At 67.5% G+C, this 15,483-nt stretch carries 15 protein-coding genes; 7 read left to right on the top strand and 8 right to left on the bottom strand.

What is annotated here, in order from left to right:
* Positions 1 to 15: 15 nt before the first annotated feature.
* The gene (locus tag NC4_RS11355) at positions 16 to 1,776 is read right to left on the bottom strand and encodes an ABC transporter ATP-binding protein (RefSeq protein ID WP_067536279.1); all 1,761 of its coding nucleotides are present in this window, start codon (positions 1,774 to 1,776) and stop codon (positions 16 to 18) included.
* An 85-nt stretch (positions 1,777 to 1,861) separates the two neighbouring features.
* Here NC4_RS11355 and NC4_RS11350 point away from each other — a divergent pair, with 85 nt between their 5' ends.
* Positions 1,862 to 2,314 (top strand): MarR family winged helix-turn-helix transcriptional regulator, encoded by a 453-nt coding sequence (locus NC4_RS11350; protein WP_067536276.1) that lies wholly within the window; start codon positions 1,862 to 1,864, stop codon positions 2,312 to 2,314.
* On the opposite strand, the gene NC4_RS11345 is transcribed toward NC4_RS11350, so the two are convergent.
* From NC4_RS11345 to arc, 5 genes are all read right to left on the bottom strand, one after another.
* On the bottom strand, positions 2,311 to 3,783 hold the full coding sequence (locus tag NC4_RS11345) for a serine/threonine-protein kinase (protein WP_067536273.1): 1,473 nt from the start codon (positions 3,781 to 3,783) through the stop codon (positions 2,311 to 2,313). The two genes, NC4_RS11350 and NC4_RS11345, sit on opposite strands and share 4 nt — an antisense overlap.
* A gap of 2 nt (positions 3,784 to 3,785) precedes the next feature.
* Positions 3,786 to 5,000, bottom strand: a complete 1,215-nt coding sequence (locus NC4_RS11340) for a DUF7373 family lipoprotein (RefSeq protein ID WP_067536270.1) — start codon at positions 4,998 to 5,000, stop codon at positions 3,786 to 3,788.
* Positions 5,001 to 5,016: 16 nt separating this feature from the next.
* Entirely contained in the window at positions 5,017 to 6,507 is a 1,491-nt protein-coding gene (locus NC4_RS11335; RefSeq protein WP_067536267.1) for a serine/threonine-protein kinase, read from the bottom strand.
* Positions 6,508 to 6,666: 159 nt separating this feature from the next.
* Positions 6,667 to 7,800, bottom strand: coding sequence for an FAD-dependent oxidoreductase (locus tag NC4_RS11330; RefSeq protein ID WP_067536264.1), 1,134 nt, complete (start codon positions 7,798 to 7,800; stop codon positions 6,667 to 6,669).
* A gap of 195 nt (positions 7,801 to 7,995) precedes the next feature.
* Positions 7,996 to 9,756 (bottom strand): proteasome ATPase, encoded by a 1,761-nt coding sequence (gene arc, locus NC4_RS11325; RefSeq protein WP_067536262.1) that lies wholly within the window; start codon positions 9,754 to 9,756, stop codon positions 7,996 to 7,998.
* Between the two features lie 243 nt (positions 9,757 to 9,999).
* Here arc and NC4_RS11320 point away from each other — a divergent pair, with 243 nt between their 5' ends.
* The 6 genes from NC4_RS11320 to NC4_RS11295 all read left to right on the top strand — a co-directional run bounded on the left by NC4_RS11320 (position 10,000) and on the right by NC4_RS11295 (position 13,455).
* Positions 10,000 to 10,461 carry a WKL family lipoprotein gene (locus NC4_RS11320; protein WP_245721629.1) on the top strand — a complete coding sequence of 154 codons (462 nt, stop codon included), beginning with the start codon at positions 10,000 to 10,002 and terminating at the stop codon, positions 10,459 to 10,461.
* A gap of 50 nt (positions 10,462 to 10,511) precedes the next feature.
* Complete coding sequence (locus NC4_RS11315; protein ID WP_245721628.1) at positions 10,512 to 10,934, top strand: MTB12 C-terminal domain-containing protein; 423 nt, start codon at positions 10,512 to 10,514, stop codon at positions 10,932 to 10,934.
* A 126-nt stretch (positions 10,935 to 11,060) separates the two neighbouring features.
* On the top strand, positions 11,061 to 11,291 hold the full coding sequence (locus tag NC4_RS11310; RefSeq protein WP_067536253.1) for a hypothetical protein: 231 nt from the start codon (positions 11,061 to 11,063) through the stop codon (positions 11,289 to 11,291).
* A gap of 1 nt (position 11,292) precedes the next feature.
* Entirely contained in the window at positions 11,293 to 11,781 is a 489-nt protein-coding gene (locus NC4_RS11305) for a Clp protease N-terminal domain-containing protein (protein WP_067536251.1), read from the top strand.
* Positions 11,782 to 11,951: 170 nt separating this feature from the next.
* On the top strand, positions 11,952 to 12,077 hold the full coding sequence (locus tag NC4_RS43900) for a hypothetical protein (protein ID WP_281186274.1): 126 nt from the start codon (positions 11,952 to 11,954) through the stop codon (positions 12,075 to 12,077).
* Positions 12,078 to 12,084: 7 nt separating this feature from the next.
* Positions 12,085 to 13,455, top strand: a complete 1,371-nt coding sequence (locus NC4_RS11295; RefSeq protein ID WP_067536248.1) for a serine hydrolase domain-containing protein — start codon at positions 12,085 to 12,087, stop codon at positions 13,453 to 13,455.
* 355 nt (positions 13,456 to 13,810) lie between these two features.
* On the opposite strand, the gene NC4_RS11290 is transcribed toward NC4_RS11295, so the two are convergent.
* Together NC4_RS11290 and NC4_RS11285 are read right to left on the bottom strand one after the other, a co-directional pair.
* Entirely contained in the window at positions 13,811 to 14,578 is a 768-nt protein-coding gene (locus NC4_RS11290) for a Gfo/Idh/MocA family protein (RefSeq protein WP_218021033.1), read from the bottom strand.
* Between the two features lie 52 nt (positions 14,579 to 14,630).
* Positions 14,631 to 15,464: a tRNA (adenine-N1)-methyltransferase gene (locus tag NC4_RS11285; protein ID WP_067536246.1), complete on the bottom strand. Its 834-nt coding sequence runs from the start codon at positions 15,462 to 15,464 to the stop codon at positions 14,631 to 14,633.
* Positions 15,465 to 15,483 lie beyond the last annotated feature (19 nt).

The following is a 15,483-nucleotide window of genomic DNA, read 5'->3' as shown; positions in this document are numbered from 1 at the left end:
AGCCGCCCAACGCCTCTACGCGACTGCGACGAACTCGTCACGTGAGAGCAGTTCCGCATAGGCGCCGTTACTCGACACCAACTCCGCGTACGTGCCGCGTTCGACCACGCGGCCGTGGTCGAGAACCACGATCTGGTCGGCGTCGCGGATGGTGGAGAGGCGGTGCGCGATGGTGATGGTGGTGCGTCCGGCGGCGAGGTCGTCGATGGCGTCCTGCACTTCGCGTTCGGTGCGGGTGTCCAGGGCGCTGGTGGCCTCGTCCAGGACGAGGACGGGGGGATTGCGCAGGATGGCGCGGGCCACGGCGAGGCGTTGTTTCTCGCCGCCGGAGAAGCGGTAGCCGCGTTCGCCGACGAGGGTGTCGTAGCCCTGGGGCAGGCCGATGATATGGTCGTGGATTTGGGCGGCGCGGGCCGCGGCGTGCAATTCCTCGTCGGTGGCATCGGGTTTCGCGAAGCGGAGGTTGTCGGCCACGGAGGCGTGGAAGAGGTAGGTCTCCTGGGAGACCACGCCCACGGTGGCGGACAGGTCGGCGAAGCTCAGGTCGCGCACGTCGATGTCGTCGATGGTGACGGCGCCGGTGGTGACGTCGTAGAGGCGGGCGACGAGGTAGCCGAGAGTGGTTTTGCCGGAGCCGGTTTCACCGACAATGGCCAGGCTGGTTCCGGCGGGAACGTCGATGGCGATGTCGGACAGTATGTTTCGATCGGACTTGTCGTAGGTGAAGCCGACCCGGTCGAATCGCACCGCGCCGGTCACGCCCCGGTCGGGCAGCGCGGCGGGCCGTTCCGGCTCGGCGATATCCGGTCGCAGATCCAGGTATTCGAAGATGCGGGCGAACAATGCGAGGGAGCTCTGCACCTCGACACCGGTGGACAGCAGCATGACCGCGGGGCGCAGCAGTCCGGCCTGCAGGGTGGTGAATGCGACCAGCGTGCCGATGGAGACCAGCGGCGTCCCGGCGGCGGAGGTGAGACCGGCCGCCCAGTAGACCATGGCGGGCATGGCCGCCATGACGATGGAGATGGTGGATTGCCGCCAGCGCCCGGCCATATTGGCGCGGATCTCCAGATCCACCAGCTCGCGCGATTCGCGGGCGAAGTCGCCGACCAGGGCCGGGGAGCGACCCATGGTGCGGCCCAAGAGGATTCCGCTCACCGACAGCGATTCCTCGACGATGGCGGACATGGACGCGAGCTGCTTCTGCCGCTCACCGGTGATCAGACGCCGCTCGGAACCGACCCGGCGGCTGATCCACACGAAGACCGGCAGCATGGTCAGCGAGACCAGCGTCAACCGCCAATCCAGCGCGACCATGGCGATCAGCGCGGCCAGGACGGAGGTGAAGTTGGCGACCACCGAGGTGGCCACCGAGGTGACGGTGGTCTGCATGCCGCCGATGTCATTGGCGATGCGCGATTGCACCTCGCCGGTGCGGGTGGCGGTGAAGAACGCCAGCGGCATGGATTGCAGCCGCTCGTAGACGGCGGTGCGCAGATCGTGCATGACCCGCTGGCCGACGGCCGTGGACAGATACGTCTGCCAGACGCCGAAGACGGCGGTGAGCGCGGCGACGGCGATCATGCCGAGCGCGAGCAGGCTAAGCAGCCCGGTGCGGCCGTGCGGCAGCGCGTCGTCGAGAATGCCGCGCAGCATGAACGGCGAGGCCAGCCCCACGATCGAAGACAGGCCGACCAGCGCGCCGACCACGGCGAGCCGACCACGATAGGGATGAAACAGCCGGATGATCCGGCGCAGTTCGGATCGGGCAGCCATAGGCGCCTCCTTCCTTCACGAACACGAGCTGTAACTGAGTCTGACTTATAATTGTTCCCAAGAACAATGATCTATGCTCAGAAACATGGCAGACGCATCCGAGAGCGATCTCCTCGAGCTGTTCCTGCGCACGGCCCGCCGCATCCGCCGCACCCAGTCGGCCGATCTCGCACCGCTGGGCCTGACCCCCGGCCAGGCCCGCGCCCTGCGCACCCCCTCCCGCAGCGACGCGCCCCTGCGCATGTCCGCCCTCGCCGACCGTCTCGGCATCGTCCCCCGCTCCGCCACGACGGTCGTCGACACCCTCGAAGCCGCCGGACTGGTCACCCGCACCATCGACCCCTCCAACCGCCGCGCCACCCTGGTCACCCTCACCGACCCGGGTTGCGCCGTACTCACCCGCATGTCCGACGCCCGCCGCCGCGCCGCCCAGGACCTGTTCGCCCGACTTCCCCCGGAACGCCGAGAAACCTTGCGCGCCATCCTCGCCGAACTCGATACCGCGAATTCCGATGCGGAACGCGCGAGCGGCTGTTAGATCGGCGCAAGAGCGAACCAGCGATCCACCAGGTCGCGGGCCGAGCCCGAGCCGATGACCTCGATGCGGCAGAAGTTGCGGGAATCCTCGAAGGACACCATCAATCCGGGAACCACGGAGCCCCCGTCGTCGGTCTCGGTCCACCAGACGAGTCGACCGCGCCCGGAGGCTCGCTCCCACGATTCCTCGCCGACGATTTGGGTCCGTGGGCCGAGTTCGACAGGGGCGACGCTGCGATCGGAATTGCAGCCCACCCAGAAGAATTCCGCGGGCTGGCCATTGCCTCGGCAGCTGAGGACCGCGACGATGCCGACGGCCGAGCCCGGGTCGACAGCTTTCAGATCGGTGCCGCTCGCGACGCAGGTGGCGCCCTGAAATCCGCTGGACAGCTGGGTCGGTGGCAGCAGGCCGGGAAAAGTCTGGACCACGAAGTCGAAATTGCGCCACGTCGGGGCCTCGACCGGAACGGAGGTCGACGGCGTTGGGCTCGTCTCGATGGTATCGACGTCCGGATTCCGGTTCACCACAAAGAAACTCACCGCCGCCACGACGGCGATCGACACCAGCGCCACTCCGGCCGCCCGCCATTTCGGGCGTCCGGAACGGGGTGCGCGGGGCGCCTGTTCCGACGTGAACGCCGCCACCGCCGCGGCGGCGAGCTCACCGCAGGACTCGAAACGATCAGCCCGGCTTTTGGCCATTGCCCGTGCGATCACCTCGTCGATGGCGGGCGGCAGCTGCGGATCGATCGCGGTCGCGCGCGGTGGCGGATCGTGCAGATGGGCGACGAGCACTTCCACATCGGATGTGCGCGGGAACGGTTTCCGGCCGGTCAGGAGTTCGTGGAGGGCGCAGGCGAGGGCATAGACGTCGACGCGGTGGTCCAGTTCCTCCGCCTCGATCTGCTCCGGCGCGGCGTAGGCGGCCGTGCCGACGATCGCGCCCGGCCGGGTCAGCGCGGCGTGATGGGAGAACGTGCGCGCGATACCGAAATCGGCGACGTAGACCCGGGTGCGAGCGCTACCGGATTCGATCAAGAAGTTCGCGGGTTTGACGTCGCGGTGCAGCAGGCCCGATCGGTGCGCCTCGTCGAGACCGCTCGCCGCCTGCGTAAGGATATCGAGCGCCAGTGCCGGGGGCAGTCCCCCGTTCGTCCGGCGCAGCACTGCCGCGACATCCGGGCCGTCCACGAATTGCATTGCTATCCAGGGCAATCCGTTCTCGATACCGCGGTCCCACACCTGGACGATATTCGGATGGTCGAGCCGGGCCGCCAGTTCCGCCTCGCGCTCGAACCGGAGCCGGTATTCCGAGTCGGCGCCGAGGGAGCCCGGCAGCACCTTCAACGCGACCAGGCGCGGCAAGCGCGGATGCCGGGCCAGATAGACCGAGCCCATACCGCCGCGGCCGAGCAGCCGTTCGATGCGAAATCCCGCGAATATCGTGCCGGGCGGCCATCTCTCCGACATGCTCAGCCGCCGTTCAGCAGCAGCCCGTACTGCGCCGCGGCGCGCTGCCGGATCGCCGCCGCATCGCTCATCTGGATCGTGGCGACGTATCGCCCGTACAGGACTCGGCACAGGTACTGCTCGACCGTGCGCTCGGTGTTCTCGGTGCAGTAGATATCGGGCGCCCCGGCGGGACCGTCGACGAATCGAAGGGACTCATCGGTCTCGACGAACGACTTGAATTCCGTCCACGCCGCCCGGGCCGCCGTGACGTTCGAATAGCGTACGAGAACGTTTCTCGGGTTCACCGCGAGCGCCTCGACCTGCCGATGCTGCAAGCCGTATCCCAGGAAGAACGCCGCGCCGCGCCTGCCGAGCGCCACACCGACGGCCGCGAGCCGTCCGCCGTCCCATCCGGCGGTGCCCGCGGTTCCGGCGACCACGACGGCCGGATACGACCATCGACCGGGTGACTCCGGCACCAGACGGCCGATCATGCCCGCGGCATCCAGCGGTAGGGCCGCCAGCCTGTCGGCGGGCGTGGGCGAGAAACCCCGCAGCCACAGGGCCTGACCCTGAAATACGTTCCGGGCCATGGCGGTGAGCACCCCGAGGTCTGGCGAGGTGTGCGCGGCCAGCACGCTGACCACGTAGGCGTCCACCGCCATGGTGGCCGCGAGCGTGGGCACGTCGGGCCGCCAATGCGCGTGCGCGCCCGGATGATCCGGGATCTGCACCGCCACGTTCTCCGCACTCACCGACGCATCGACGGCATCGATATCGCGGGCCGCGCGCTCGGCCGCGGCGGAATCCGGAAAACGGAGCAGGATCACCGTGAGCGCCCGCGATTTCCCGATCTCGACCCCGGACCGCGTATCGGTCTTACCGACCGAGCATCCCGCGATCATGCCTTCGCGCTCCAGCACGGGACGCACCGCATCGGCCAGCAGCACCCGCGCCAGCGCGGGTGTGGGCAGCAGGTGCACCGCGAACGATTTGGCCGGAAACACCATGGGCGGCACGACTTCCCCGGGATCCATGAGCGCCTCGACCATGCGCGCCGACTCGACCACCCGACCCCGCGCCTCGTTTCCACCGGGCGCGACGAGCTGATCCGTGTCGTAGTGACCGGTATCGAGCTGCCCGGGATCCGGATACTGCGGCACCGAATTCCCCTGCACCGTACAACCGGTCGCGGCGGCCAGCACCACGGACAACACCGCTACCACGATGCGCACCCGACGACCCGACTCGCTACAAGGGCGCATCCGGCCACCATTCATCTTTCAGCGCGGCCCCGGAATCCGTCTCTCCCAGGACCCGGAGCCAGCAGAAACTCTTGTCGGGATTATCGAAATACACCTCGAGCATGGCGACGCGCCGACCCGCCAGCACCGGGATCGTGCCCTCCGGAAAGACGACGCTGCCCCAGAACATATGTCCGCTGCCCGAGGCGCGCTGCCATTTCTCATCGCCTTCCGGCTGTGCCAGCTGGTCCCCCGGCGTGACACGCGAACGGTCGCTGTTGCAGGTGAAGGTGACCGACCACACCGGATCCGTATTTCTCACGCAGAGCAGCTCCACCACGTCATCGGCTTCGCGAACCTGCTGTGGGAATCGGCTGCCCGGATTGATCGTGCAGGAACTCAACTGCTGATAGCCCGCCGAAGCCGGTATGGGCGGCAACAGATCCGGAAACGCCTCCGCGATGAAGGCCGCCGCGCCCCATTCCGCGGGTTCGACGGTTCCGGTCCGCGGCGGATTCGAAGGGACAGCGACTCCGCCAGGTTCCCGCAATCCGAGGAATGCCGCCGTCCCGGCCGCGAGCACGAGTACGGCTCCCAGTGCCGCGAGGCTCAGCACCCGTCGGCGCGACCGCCGCCCGGGCGGCCCGGCCACCGCCCCACCGGCCAATGCCACCTGTGCCGCCGCCGCCAGCTCACCGCATTCGGCGAATCTGTCCCCCGGATTCTTGGCCAGGGCGCGCGCGATCACCGCGTCGAAACCCGCGGGCAGCCGCGGATTCCGGGCGGTCGGACGTGGTGGCGGCTCGTTCAGATGCGCGTACATGACCGCGCCGACCGTGTCCCGGGGGAACAGCGGTGACCCGGTGAGCAGGTGGTACAGCGTGCAGCCGAGCGAGTACACATCCGCCCGGCGATCGGTCCGCCCGCCCCGCAGCTGCTCCGGCGCCGCATACGCGAGCGTGCCCGCCACGCCCGCCGAGCGGGAGTCGACCGTCGAATCCGTTGCCGCGCGCGCGATTCCGAAGTCGGTGACGAACACCCGATCCGGACCGTCGGCACGTTCGTCCACGAGAATATTGGCGGGCTTCACATCCCGGTGCAGCAGTCCGGCCCGGTGGATCTCGTCGAGCCCCTGCGCCGCCTCGGACACAATGTGCACCACCCGCTCGGGTCGGAGCGCCTCGCGCCCCCGCGCGATCAACTCCTCCAGGTCGACGCCGTCCACATACCGCATGGCAATCCACAGCAGATCGCCCTCTTCGCCCCGGTCCCGCACCGTCACCAGGTTCGGATGATCCAGCCACGCAGCGATTTCCGCCTCCCGCAGAAACCGATCCCGGAACTCCGCGTCCCGGACCCGGCCATCTCCCAGCACCTTGAGCGCATCCTTGCGCGGCAATCGCGGATGCTGCGCCAGATACACCGCACCCATCCCACCGGCGCCCAGTTTGCGCTCGATCTGGTACCCCGCGAATGTCGTACCTTCGGCGAATTCCACCCAACCCTCCCCGGATTCGACCGAATTTCACCTTACGCCGCACAGACGAAACCGGACGCCCGATTCGCTCAGCATCGAAGGATCCGCGGCGGCCGCGGCGGGCTCGATGCGACCGCCGCGACCACTGCTCACCTGGCCACCGAAGGCGACCGGCCGCGCTCAGGAAGGTTGCTGCTGTGCGGTGAACATATCGGCCAGTTGCTCCGGAGCATCGCCGCCGAACAGGCTCTCCATCAGAATGCCGGTCCCCGTGAGGGTTTCGGTGGTGCGGGTGAACATGGCGGACTCATACTCGGCGAGGGCGGCCTCCAGATCGCCGGGGTGCGCGGCGAGAGCCTTGCCAAGTTCGGCGCCATCGAGCATGGCCAGATTGGCGCCTTCGCCGTTCGCGATCGCGTGGTGGGCGGCATCGCCGAGCAGGGTCACGCCCGGCACCCGATCCCAGCGGAGGCCGACCGGCAGGGCATAGAGCGGGCGCAGCACCGGCGCGGTATCGCTCTCGGTGATCAGCGCGGTGAGTTCCGGTGCCCAGCCGTCGAATTCCCGCGCGAGCCGCCCGGTCGCCGCGGCGACATCGGTGAAATCGATGGCGTCGAACCAATCCAGCGGCCGGTCGAGCACCACGTAGGTGTGCAGGGTATCGCCCTTCTCCCGATGCGCATGGATCTCGTTGCCCGAGGCGGGCACCATCAGCGAACCCCCACCGACCACCCGCGCGGCCGCCGGATGGCGAGTATCGGCCTCGAACAGGTACATCTCCACCAGCGACGAGCCACTGTATTCCGGTGTGGCAGTGGTCAACAACGGCCGCACCCGTGACCACGCCCCATCCGCCCCCACCAGCACGCTGGCGGTCACGGTCCCGCCACCGACGAAACTCACCTCGTGCCGCCCATCACCGAGCGCACGAACCCCACCGACCTTGCACCCCCACCGCACGATCCCCTCCGGCAGCGAATCGAGCAGCAGCTGCCGCAGATCCCCCCGCTGCACCTCGGGCCGTCCCCCCATCACGTCATCGGCCTTCTCGAACACGACATTCCCGTTCGGCTCCAGAATCCACATGGCTTGCCGCCCCTCCAGCACCAGCCCCCCGAACTCCTCCATCAACCCCGCCGCCTCGACCGCGAGCTGCCCGTTGTAGTCATGAATATCGAGCATCCCGCCCTGCCCTCGCGCGGTAGGCCCCGACTCCCCCTCGTACACCGTGCAAGGAACCCCGTGCACAGACAACACCCGAGCCAGCATGAGTCCGCCGAGCCCGCCACCGATAATCGTCACTGAATTGGTCATGCCACCGACCCTGCCGACCCCCGATTGCACCACCCTTGCGCCCGGCTTACATCCGCATGCGTCCCACTGTGACGCCGAGATCCACTGTGGCTCAGGCCATTCGCTGGCGCGGCGTGCTGGACCGAATGGGGTGCACCCATCCACGAAGAAGGGGCGCGCTTCCGGATGGAAGCGCGCCCCTTCGGTTTTCGTGTCTTACAGGTACTGGCCGGTGTTCGACTCGGTGTCGATGGCGCGGCTGGCGGAGGCGTTCTTACCCGTCACCAGGGTGCGGATGTAGACGATGCGCTCGCCCTTCTTGCCCGAGATGCGGGCCCAGTCATCGGGATTCGTGGTGTTGGGCAGGTCCTCGTTCTCGGAGAACTCGTCCACGATGGAATCGTAGAGATGCTGGATGCGCAGGCCCAGGTTGCCGGTCTCGAGGACGGCCTTGATGGCGTACTTCTTGGCCCGGTCCACGATGTTCTGGATCATGGCGCCGGAGTTGAAGTCCTTGAAGTACAGGACTTCCTTGTCACCATTGGCGTAGGTGACCTCCAGGAAGCGGTTGTCCTCGCTCTCGGCGTACATGCGGTCCACCACGCGTTCGATGGTGGCCTGCACGCACTTGCCGCGGTCGTTATCGAATTCCTGCAGGTCTTCGGCGTGCAGGGGCAGGGTTTCGGTCAGGTACTTGGAGAAGATGTCCTGGGCGGCCTCGGCGTCGGGGCGCTCGATCTTGATCTTCACATCGAGGCGTCCGGGACGCAGGATGGCCGGGTCGATCATGTCCTCGCGGTTGGAGGCGCCGATGACGATGACATTCTCCAGCCCCTCGACACCGTCGATCTCCGAGAGCAGCTGCGGGACCACGGTGGTCTCCACATCCGACGACACGCCCGAACCGCGGGTGCGGAAGATCGAGTCCATCTCGTCGAAAAACACGATCACCGGGGTGCCTTCGCTGGCCTTCTCACGCGCCCGCTGGAAGATGATCCGAATATGGCGCTCGGTCTCACCCACGAACTTGTTGAGCAGCTCGGGACCCTTGATATTGAGGAAGAAGGACTTGGCCTCCTTGGCATCCTCACCGCGCGCCTCGGCGATCTTCTTGGCGAGGGAATTCGCGACGGCCTTGGCGATGAGCGTCTTACCGCATCCGGGCGGACCGTAGAGCAGCACGCCCTTGGGGGGCCGCAGCGCGTATTCGCGGAACAGATCCTTATGCAGGAACGGCAGTTCCACCGCGTCGCGGATCTGCTCGATCTGCCGCGACAGGCCGCCGATGTCGTGGTAGTCGACATCCGGCACTTCCTCGAGCACGAGGTCCTCGACCTCGGCCTTGGGAATCCGCTCGAAGGCGAATCCGGCTTTGGTGTCGACCAGCAGCGAATCACCCGGCCGCAGTTTGCGAATCGGGCGGTCCGGATCTTCCAGATCATCGGCGTCGACGAGCTCCGACAGGGGACCGGCGAGCCAGACCACCCTCTCCTCGTCCGCATGCCCGACGACCAGCGCGCGGTGCCCGTCGTCGAGAATCTCGCGCAGCGTGCCGATTTCACCGATCTGATCGAAAAGTCCGGCCTCCACCACGGTGAGCGCTTCGTTCAGGCGAACGGTCTGCCCGTAGGTGAGGGTGGACGTATCGATATTCGGTGAGCACGTCAGTCGCATCTTGCGCCCGGAAGTGAACACATCGACCGTCTGATCGTCATACGCACCGATCAGGACGCCGTAACCGCTCGGTGGCTGGCCGAGCCGGTCGACTTCCTCGCGCAGGGCGACGAGTTGCTGCCGCGCCTCCTTGAGGGTGTCCATCAACTTGGTGTTGCGAATTGTCAGCGAATCGATGCGCGCTTCCAATTCCCGTGTGCGATCCGGCGAGTCGGCGAGTTGCCTCCGGAGTGCAGCCGCCTCGGCACGTACGGCCTCGAGTTCCGTCCAGGCTGCCGAATCCGAATGTTCGATGGGGCTCATGATGCTGCTCCTCCCAGTCCCGGTCTATCAACGCTACCGGGCGATAACCGTTCTCGCTTTCCGACATGGTTTCGTCGTGATCACATCTAGGCTGCGGCTCACGGGCCGAACCAGCATGTTAGCCTGCCCTAACCTGTTTCCGGCGAGTTAACCGCCGGCCGAGCCGAAAGGGTGCCGTTGATGCTCCTTCCCACCAGTCGGACTCCTGGTATGCGCAACGTCACGCGGACGCTTCGTGTTTCCGTGGCTATCGCCGCAGCGGCGGTCGCCGCTACCGCAACCTTGACCGGTTGCAGTGGCGACGACAAGAACAATTCCACCGAGTCGGCCACTTCCGCCAGCACTTCGGCACAACAGGCCGCCGCGCCCGCGCCCACCGCGGCCGAACTGCAGGGTGTGCTGACCGCCTTCGCCGATCCCGCGAAACCGGCCGCTGACAAGGCAAAACTCGTCGTGGACGGCGATAAGCGGGTGGCACTGATCGAGACCATGAACAAGGGCCTGGCGAACTATCAGGTCACCTTCGCGGTGGGCGAGGTCAAGGCCGACGGAACCAAGGCCGACGCCAAGGTGTCAGTCACCTCACCGCACGGCACCATGCCCGACGTCCCCATGAGCTTCGCCTACGCCGACGGCGCGTGGAAGCTCTCCGACGCGGGCGCCTGCACCATCCTGGGCATGGCGTGCGCGGCCTGCCAGCCGTAGTTCCATAGCTCTGCGGTAATACCGGATCGATACGAAAGGCACGGCTGTTCATGCTCGCTCGTTCTGTTCGCCTGTCCCTGGCCACCCTGGGCGCGGTCGCCGCGCTGACCTCCGGCGCGGGGCTCGCCGCCGCCGCGCCCGCGCCGTCCCCGGAGCAGTTGCAGTCGACGCTCGACCGTTTCACCGATCCGGGCGTACCGACCGGGGACAAGACGCAACTGATGGTCGGCGGTGACCAGCGCTCGAGCAATATCGACACCATGACCCAGAAACTGGGCGGCTACGGCCACATCGGCTGGGGCGTGTCGGATATCCGGGTCGACGGCGAGACCGCCAATGCCTCCGTGGCTATCTCCTCGCCACACGGCACCATGCCGGGCGTGCCGATGACCTGGCAATACGTGGACGGCGAGTGGAAGCTCTCGGAAGCCACCGGCTGCACGATCCTCAGTCTGGGCAAAGCGCCCTGCTGATTCCGCACGGCAGTACGACGACGAAACCCCGCCACCGTCCGGTGGCGGGGTTTCGTGTTTCTCACACCTCCGCCGCTTAGCAACTTCGGCTGACTAAACCTCGATTAGTCAACTACGGTTGCTTACATGGCTGCTCTGGAAATCCCCGATTCGACCGATCCCGCCGGACGCCTGGCCGCCGTTGTCGCCTTGCGGCGCTTGGCGGATCGGCTCGAGGACGTCGCGGTGGAAGAGGCCATGCGGTCCGGCTGGATCTGGCCGCAGGTCGCCGAGGCGCTCGGGGTCACCCGCCAGGCGGTGCACAAGAAACACGCCAAGCGGCTCATTACCGCGGGCGTCACGCTGAGGAGGCGCTGATATGCCGATATTCGGCAAGCACGACGAATTCCAGACCTATCTGGGCGCGGTCGTCGAACACGCCGGGCTGGCGGCGCAACAGGACGGGTCGGCGGCCATCGAGGCCCAGCATCTACTACTCGGCATCGCCGCCCAGGTCGGCACCAAACCGCAGGGCATCCTGGCCGCGGCCGGACTCGACCACGCAGGCATCCAGGCGGCGCTGGAGCGGGAATTCGAACAGAGTCTCGCGGTGGCGGGGGTCGCGCTGGGCGCGGCCGAATTGCCCGAGCCCGTAGCGCGTCGGGGGCGCGCGTCGAGCCTGGGCGCCACCGGCAAGCTCGTCTTCGAACGCATGATGACCTCGAACGCCAAGAGCGATATGCGCCAGGCGCACGTGCTGCTGGCGATCCTGCGGGCGGAGGTCGGAACCGTGCCGCGCGCACTCGCGGCCGCCGGGGTGGACCGCAATGAACTGATCGACCGAGTCCGGGCCACGCTCGGCGCATAGAAGCAGGGAAACCATGGGATTCAGTTCGACGCCGCGCACCCACGTCATGGCCGTGTCGACGGTGAGTGATAACGACGGGTTCTGGAATGCCCTGAAGCAGGCCCACCCCCCGGCTGCCCAAGGGCGCCAAGTGGACCCTCGCCGTCTCCAGCACCGATGGGACCAGAGCGGTGAACGTCATCGCACACGACTCGGTCGAGTCGGTATCGGCCTTCCTGGAGGAACACGCCGGAAGCTTCGCCGACACCGAGTATTTCGAGGCCGATGCCGCCAATGCGGTCGGATTGGCCAAGTAGGCCGACGATGTTCGATCTCGACAGTGTTCGCGGCCGACTGGCCGAACTCCTTGCGGAGTACCGGATTCCGAGTGCCGCCCTCGGCGTACTACATGAGGGCCGGGTGACCGAACTGGCGGTCGGCATCAAGGATGTGACGACCCGTGAACCGGCGACCACCGACACCATCTATCAGTGCGGTTCCATGACCAAGACGTGGACCACGCTGGCCGTCATGCAGCTGGTCGATGCGGGCGTGGTCGATCTCGGCGCCCCGGTGCGCACCCATCTGCCGGAGTTCACCGTCGCCGATCCCAATGTGGCCGCGGCGGTCACGCCTCGTCAGCTGCTCAATCACACCAACGGGATCGAGGAGGCGTTCGGCGATCCCGGCGCGGACGAGGATGTCTACGCGCGCATGGTCGCCGCCATCGCCGATGCGCCACAGGTGTTCCCGCTCGGCCACACGCACGGCTACAGTGCGGCGCTGGGTTATGCGATCCTCGGCCGCATCCTGGAGGTCGCCGACGGCGAGCCCTGGCACGAGATCATGCGCACTCGCTTGTTCGGGCCGCTCGGCCAAGCCGACACCAGCTGCCGTCCCGAGGATGTCGAAACAGCCCGGGCCGCCACTGGGCATGTGCTGCGCTCCCTCGACGAGGGACCGATCGTCACACCGGTGGATCACCTGCCGCGTGCCTTCGGCCCCGGCGGCGCGGTGAACTCGACGGTGCGCGATGTGCTCGCACTGGCCCAGATCTTCCTCGACGGCGGACGCGGGCCGGACGGAACGCGCATCGTCTCCGAGGCGGCCGTCCGGGAAATGATGAACTCCCGTGTCCCCCTGCCAGATCCGTACATGTTCGGCCCGGAGTGGGCGCTCGGGCTCATCGTCTGCGATTGGCACGGAGAGACCGTCTACGCCACGGACGGCAGCACCATCGGCCAGAACGCGCGGCTGCGAATCCTGCCGGATCGCAATCTGGCCGTCACCCTGCTGACCAACGGCAGCCCGCGAGAACCCTTCTACAAGAAGGTCTTCGAGATCATCCTGAGCGATCTCGGCGCACCGAATGTGCCGGAACCGCCGCGACCGGATCCAGCGCTACGGCTCGACCCAGCCAGGTACGTGGGCACCTACGCCCGCCCCGACACCCACTTCGAGGTGACGGCGGCGGACGGAAACCTCTCGCTGACCCTGTTCCTGAATCCGATGCACGCCCAATTCCTGGGCAAGCCGAACCGAATCGTCCACCGGCTGCTTCCACTGAGCGAAACCCATTTCCTACTCGAGTCCGACGACCCACGCGACGACCCCCAGACCGTCGCCCTCTACGACTTCCAGAACGGGCGGGCGCGCTATCTGCACACGAATTCCCGTGTGCACCCCCGCGCCTGAACACCAGCGCTCCGCCACGACGTCGAGAATAGTGTCCGGCGCAGCTGAGCGTCGTTGTGTTCAGCTACGGGGACGCGACGTCCGGGACGGGGACCGGCTGGGAGCCTTTGGCCAGTGATTCCGCGCCCGCCACGCCGACCAAGGAAGCTGCGACGGCAGCGCGGACCGGGATGAGCGGGGGTGCGCCATCTTCAACGGTGGCGCGGAAGCCTTCCAGAAGCGCGACGGTTCCCTCGGCAATGCGGTCGACGGGTTCACCGTCGACGAGGTGCGGCGTCGGGGTGCGCTCGATTTCGTGTGGGCTTCCGTCGGGCTGGGCCCAGCCCTCCCGGCGGACTCGGACCGACCAGGCGGATTAGTCTGTGGCGCGGATGGATTCGGCGGTGCCGTGCGCACCTCGGACGGAGACCCAACTCCAGTGGCTGGCGGTCTCACCGGCCAGGAAACCGTGCCGGGTGACGGCGAGCGCGCCTGAGGACAGGCGGATCGTCATGAGCGCGGCCACGGGGCGCGCGGTGTCGGGACCGATCGGGAGGGCCGTGACCTCCACGGGCCAGGCGCCGGTGAGCGCCAGCACCGGCGACACGCTGTGGGTGCAGTAGGCCGTGGCGGCGATCCGGCCGCGCCAGTGCTCCGGATCGCCGATCATGGCGGCGGTTTCCGCTGGCGAGGAACTGTGCAGGTACTCGGCCTCGAGGTACTCGACGTCCCCGAGCTCACCGGCCGCGACGGCGGCCGCGATCACCCGGACGTGCGGATGGAACACATAGTTCTCGGCGAAAGAGTATGTCGCCGTGGATGACTCCGCCGCCGCGATGAGCGCGCGCCCCTCCGCCTCGCTGACGCAGGCCGCCGTCTCCGACAGCACGTGCACGCCCCGCTCCAGGAAGGCGATGGCCAGGGGTGCGTGCTGGTCGAAATCATTGGCCAGCACCACCCCGTCCAGTCCGGCCTCGAGCAACGCCGTCCACTCCCCCGTCGCCCGGGCCGCCGGGAACTCCGCCCGCGCGGCCGCCAGCAGCTCCGGATCGCGATCGCAGATCATCGCCACGTCGATCCCGATCCGGTGCGCCAGCCGGGCCATGTACAGCCCGCGTATCAACCCCACGACTCCGATTCGCATACGGCCACCCTGACCCACGAATCATTGCCCTGGCAAACGATTTTCGCTTGCGCTAGCCCTTCGAGGGTCGTCGCTGCGGGCGCGGGGCGGTGACGCCGTCGGCGAGGCGGCGGGCGCTGACCAGGAAGGCGGTGTGGCCCTGCATGCGGTGTTCGGGGCGGACGGCGAGGCCGACGACGTGCCAGCCGCGGACCATGGATTCCCAGGCACGGGGTTCGGTCCAGCAGCCTTGGCGGCGGAGGTGCTCGACGACTTCGGACATCTGGGTGGTGGTGGCGACGTAGACCATGAGGACGCCGCCGGGAATCAGGGCCTTGGAGACGGCGTCGAGGGTGTCCCAGGGCTTGAGCATGTCGAGGATGACGCGGTCGACCTGCTCGCCGGAGTATTCGGCGACGTCGCCGAGGGTGAGTTCCCAGTTGTCGGGGCGTTCGCCGAAGAAGTGCTCGACATTCTTGACGGCGTGTTCGGCGTGATCCTCGCGGATCTCCCAGGAGATGACCTTGCCCTCGGGGCCGACGGCGCGCAGCAGCGAGCAGGTGAGGGCGCCGGAGCCCGCGCCCGCTTCCAGGACCTTGGCGCCGGGGAAGATATCGCCCTCGTGCACGATCTGGGCGGCGTCCTTGGGGTAGATGACCGCGGCGCCCCGCGGCATGGACAGCACGTAGTCGGTGAGCAGCGGACGCAGCGCCAGATACGGGGTGTTCTTGGCCGAGGTCACCACGCAGCCCTCGTCCGCGCCGATGAGATCGTCGTGGGCGATGGGTCCGGCGTGCGTGTGGAAGAACGCGCCCGCCTCGAGGATCACCGTGAACTTGCGTCCCTTGGCGTCGGTCAGCTGTACCCGGTCACCCACCTGGAAGGGGCCGGTCGGTCTGGCCGTCATGAATCTCCGTTCCGTACGT

Source organism: Nocardia crassostreae (assembly GCF_001613405.1).
GTDB lineage: Bacteria > Actinomycetota > Actinomycetes > Mycobacteriales > Mycobacteriaceae > Nocardia > Nocardia crassostreae.
Note: the sequence above shows the minus strand (reverse complement) of the source record. Positions and strands in the feature narration are given on the sequence as shown.

What these genes read in the sequence shown, in the direction of transcription:
- NC4_RS11285 (WP_067536246.1), bottom strand. Translation starts at nt 15,464, where the DNA reads ATGACGGCCAGACCGACCGGCCCCTTCCAGGTGGGTGACCGGGTACAG.
- NC4_RS11350 (WP_067536276.1), top strand. Translation starts at nt 1,862, where the DNA reads ATGGCAGACGCATCCGAGAGCGATCTCCTCGAGCTGTTCCTGCGCACG.
- NC4_RS11345 (WP_067536273.1), bottom strand. Translation starts at nt 3,783, where the DNA reads ATGTCGGAGAGATGGCCGCCCGGCACGATATTCGCGGGATTTCGCATC.
- arc (WP_067536262.1), bottom strand. Translation starts at nt 9,756, where the DNA reads ATGAGCCCCATCGAACATTCGGATTCGGCAGCCTGGACGGAACTCGAG.
- NC4_RS11290 (WP_218021033.1), bottom strand. Translation starts at nt 14,578, where the DNA reads ATGCGAATCGGAGTCGTGGGGTTGATACGCGGGCTGTACATGGCCCGG.
- NC4_RS11355 (WP_067536279.1), bottom strand. Translation starts at nt 1,776, where the DNA reads ATGGCTGCCCGATCCGAACTGCGCCGGATCATCCGGCTGTTTCATCCC.
- NC4_RS11310 (WP_067536253.1), top strand. Translation starts at nt 11,061, where the DNA reads ATGGCTGCTCTGGAAATCCCCGATTCGACCGATCCCGCCGGACGCCTG.
- NC4_RS11315 (WP_245721628.1), top strand. Translation starts at nt 10,512, where the DNA reads ATGCTCGCTCGTTCTGTTCGCCTGTCCCTGGCCACCCTGGGCGCGGTC.
- NC4_RS11305 (WP_067536251.1), top strand. Translation starts at nt 11,293, where the DNA reads ATGCCGATATTCGGCAAGCACGACGAATTCCAGACCTATCTGGGCGCG.
- NC4_RS11295 (WP_067536248.1), top strand. Translation starts at nt 12,085, where the DNA reads ATGTTCGATCTCGACAGTGTTCGCGGCCGACTGGCCGAACTCCTTGCG.
- NC4_RS11330 (WP_067536264.1), bottom strand. Translation starts at nt 7,800, where the DNA reads ATGACCAATTCAGTGACGATTATCGGTGGCGGGCTCGGCGGACTCATG.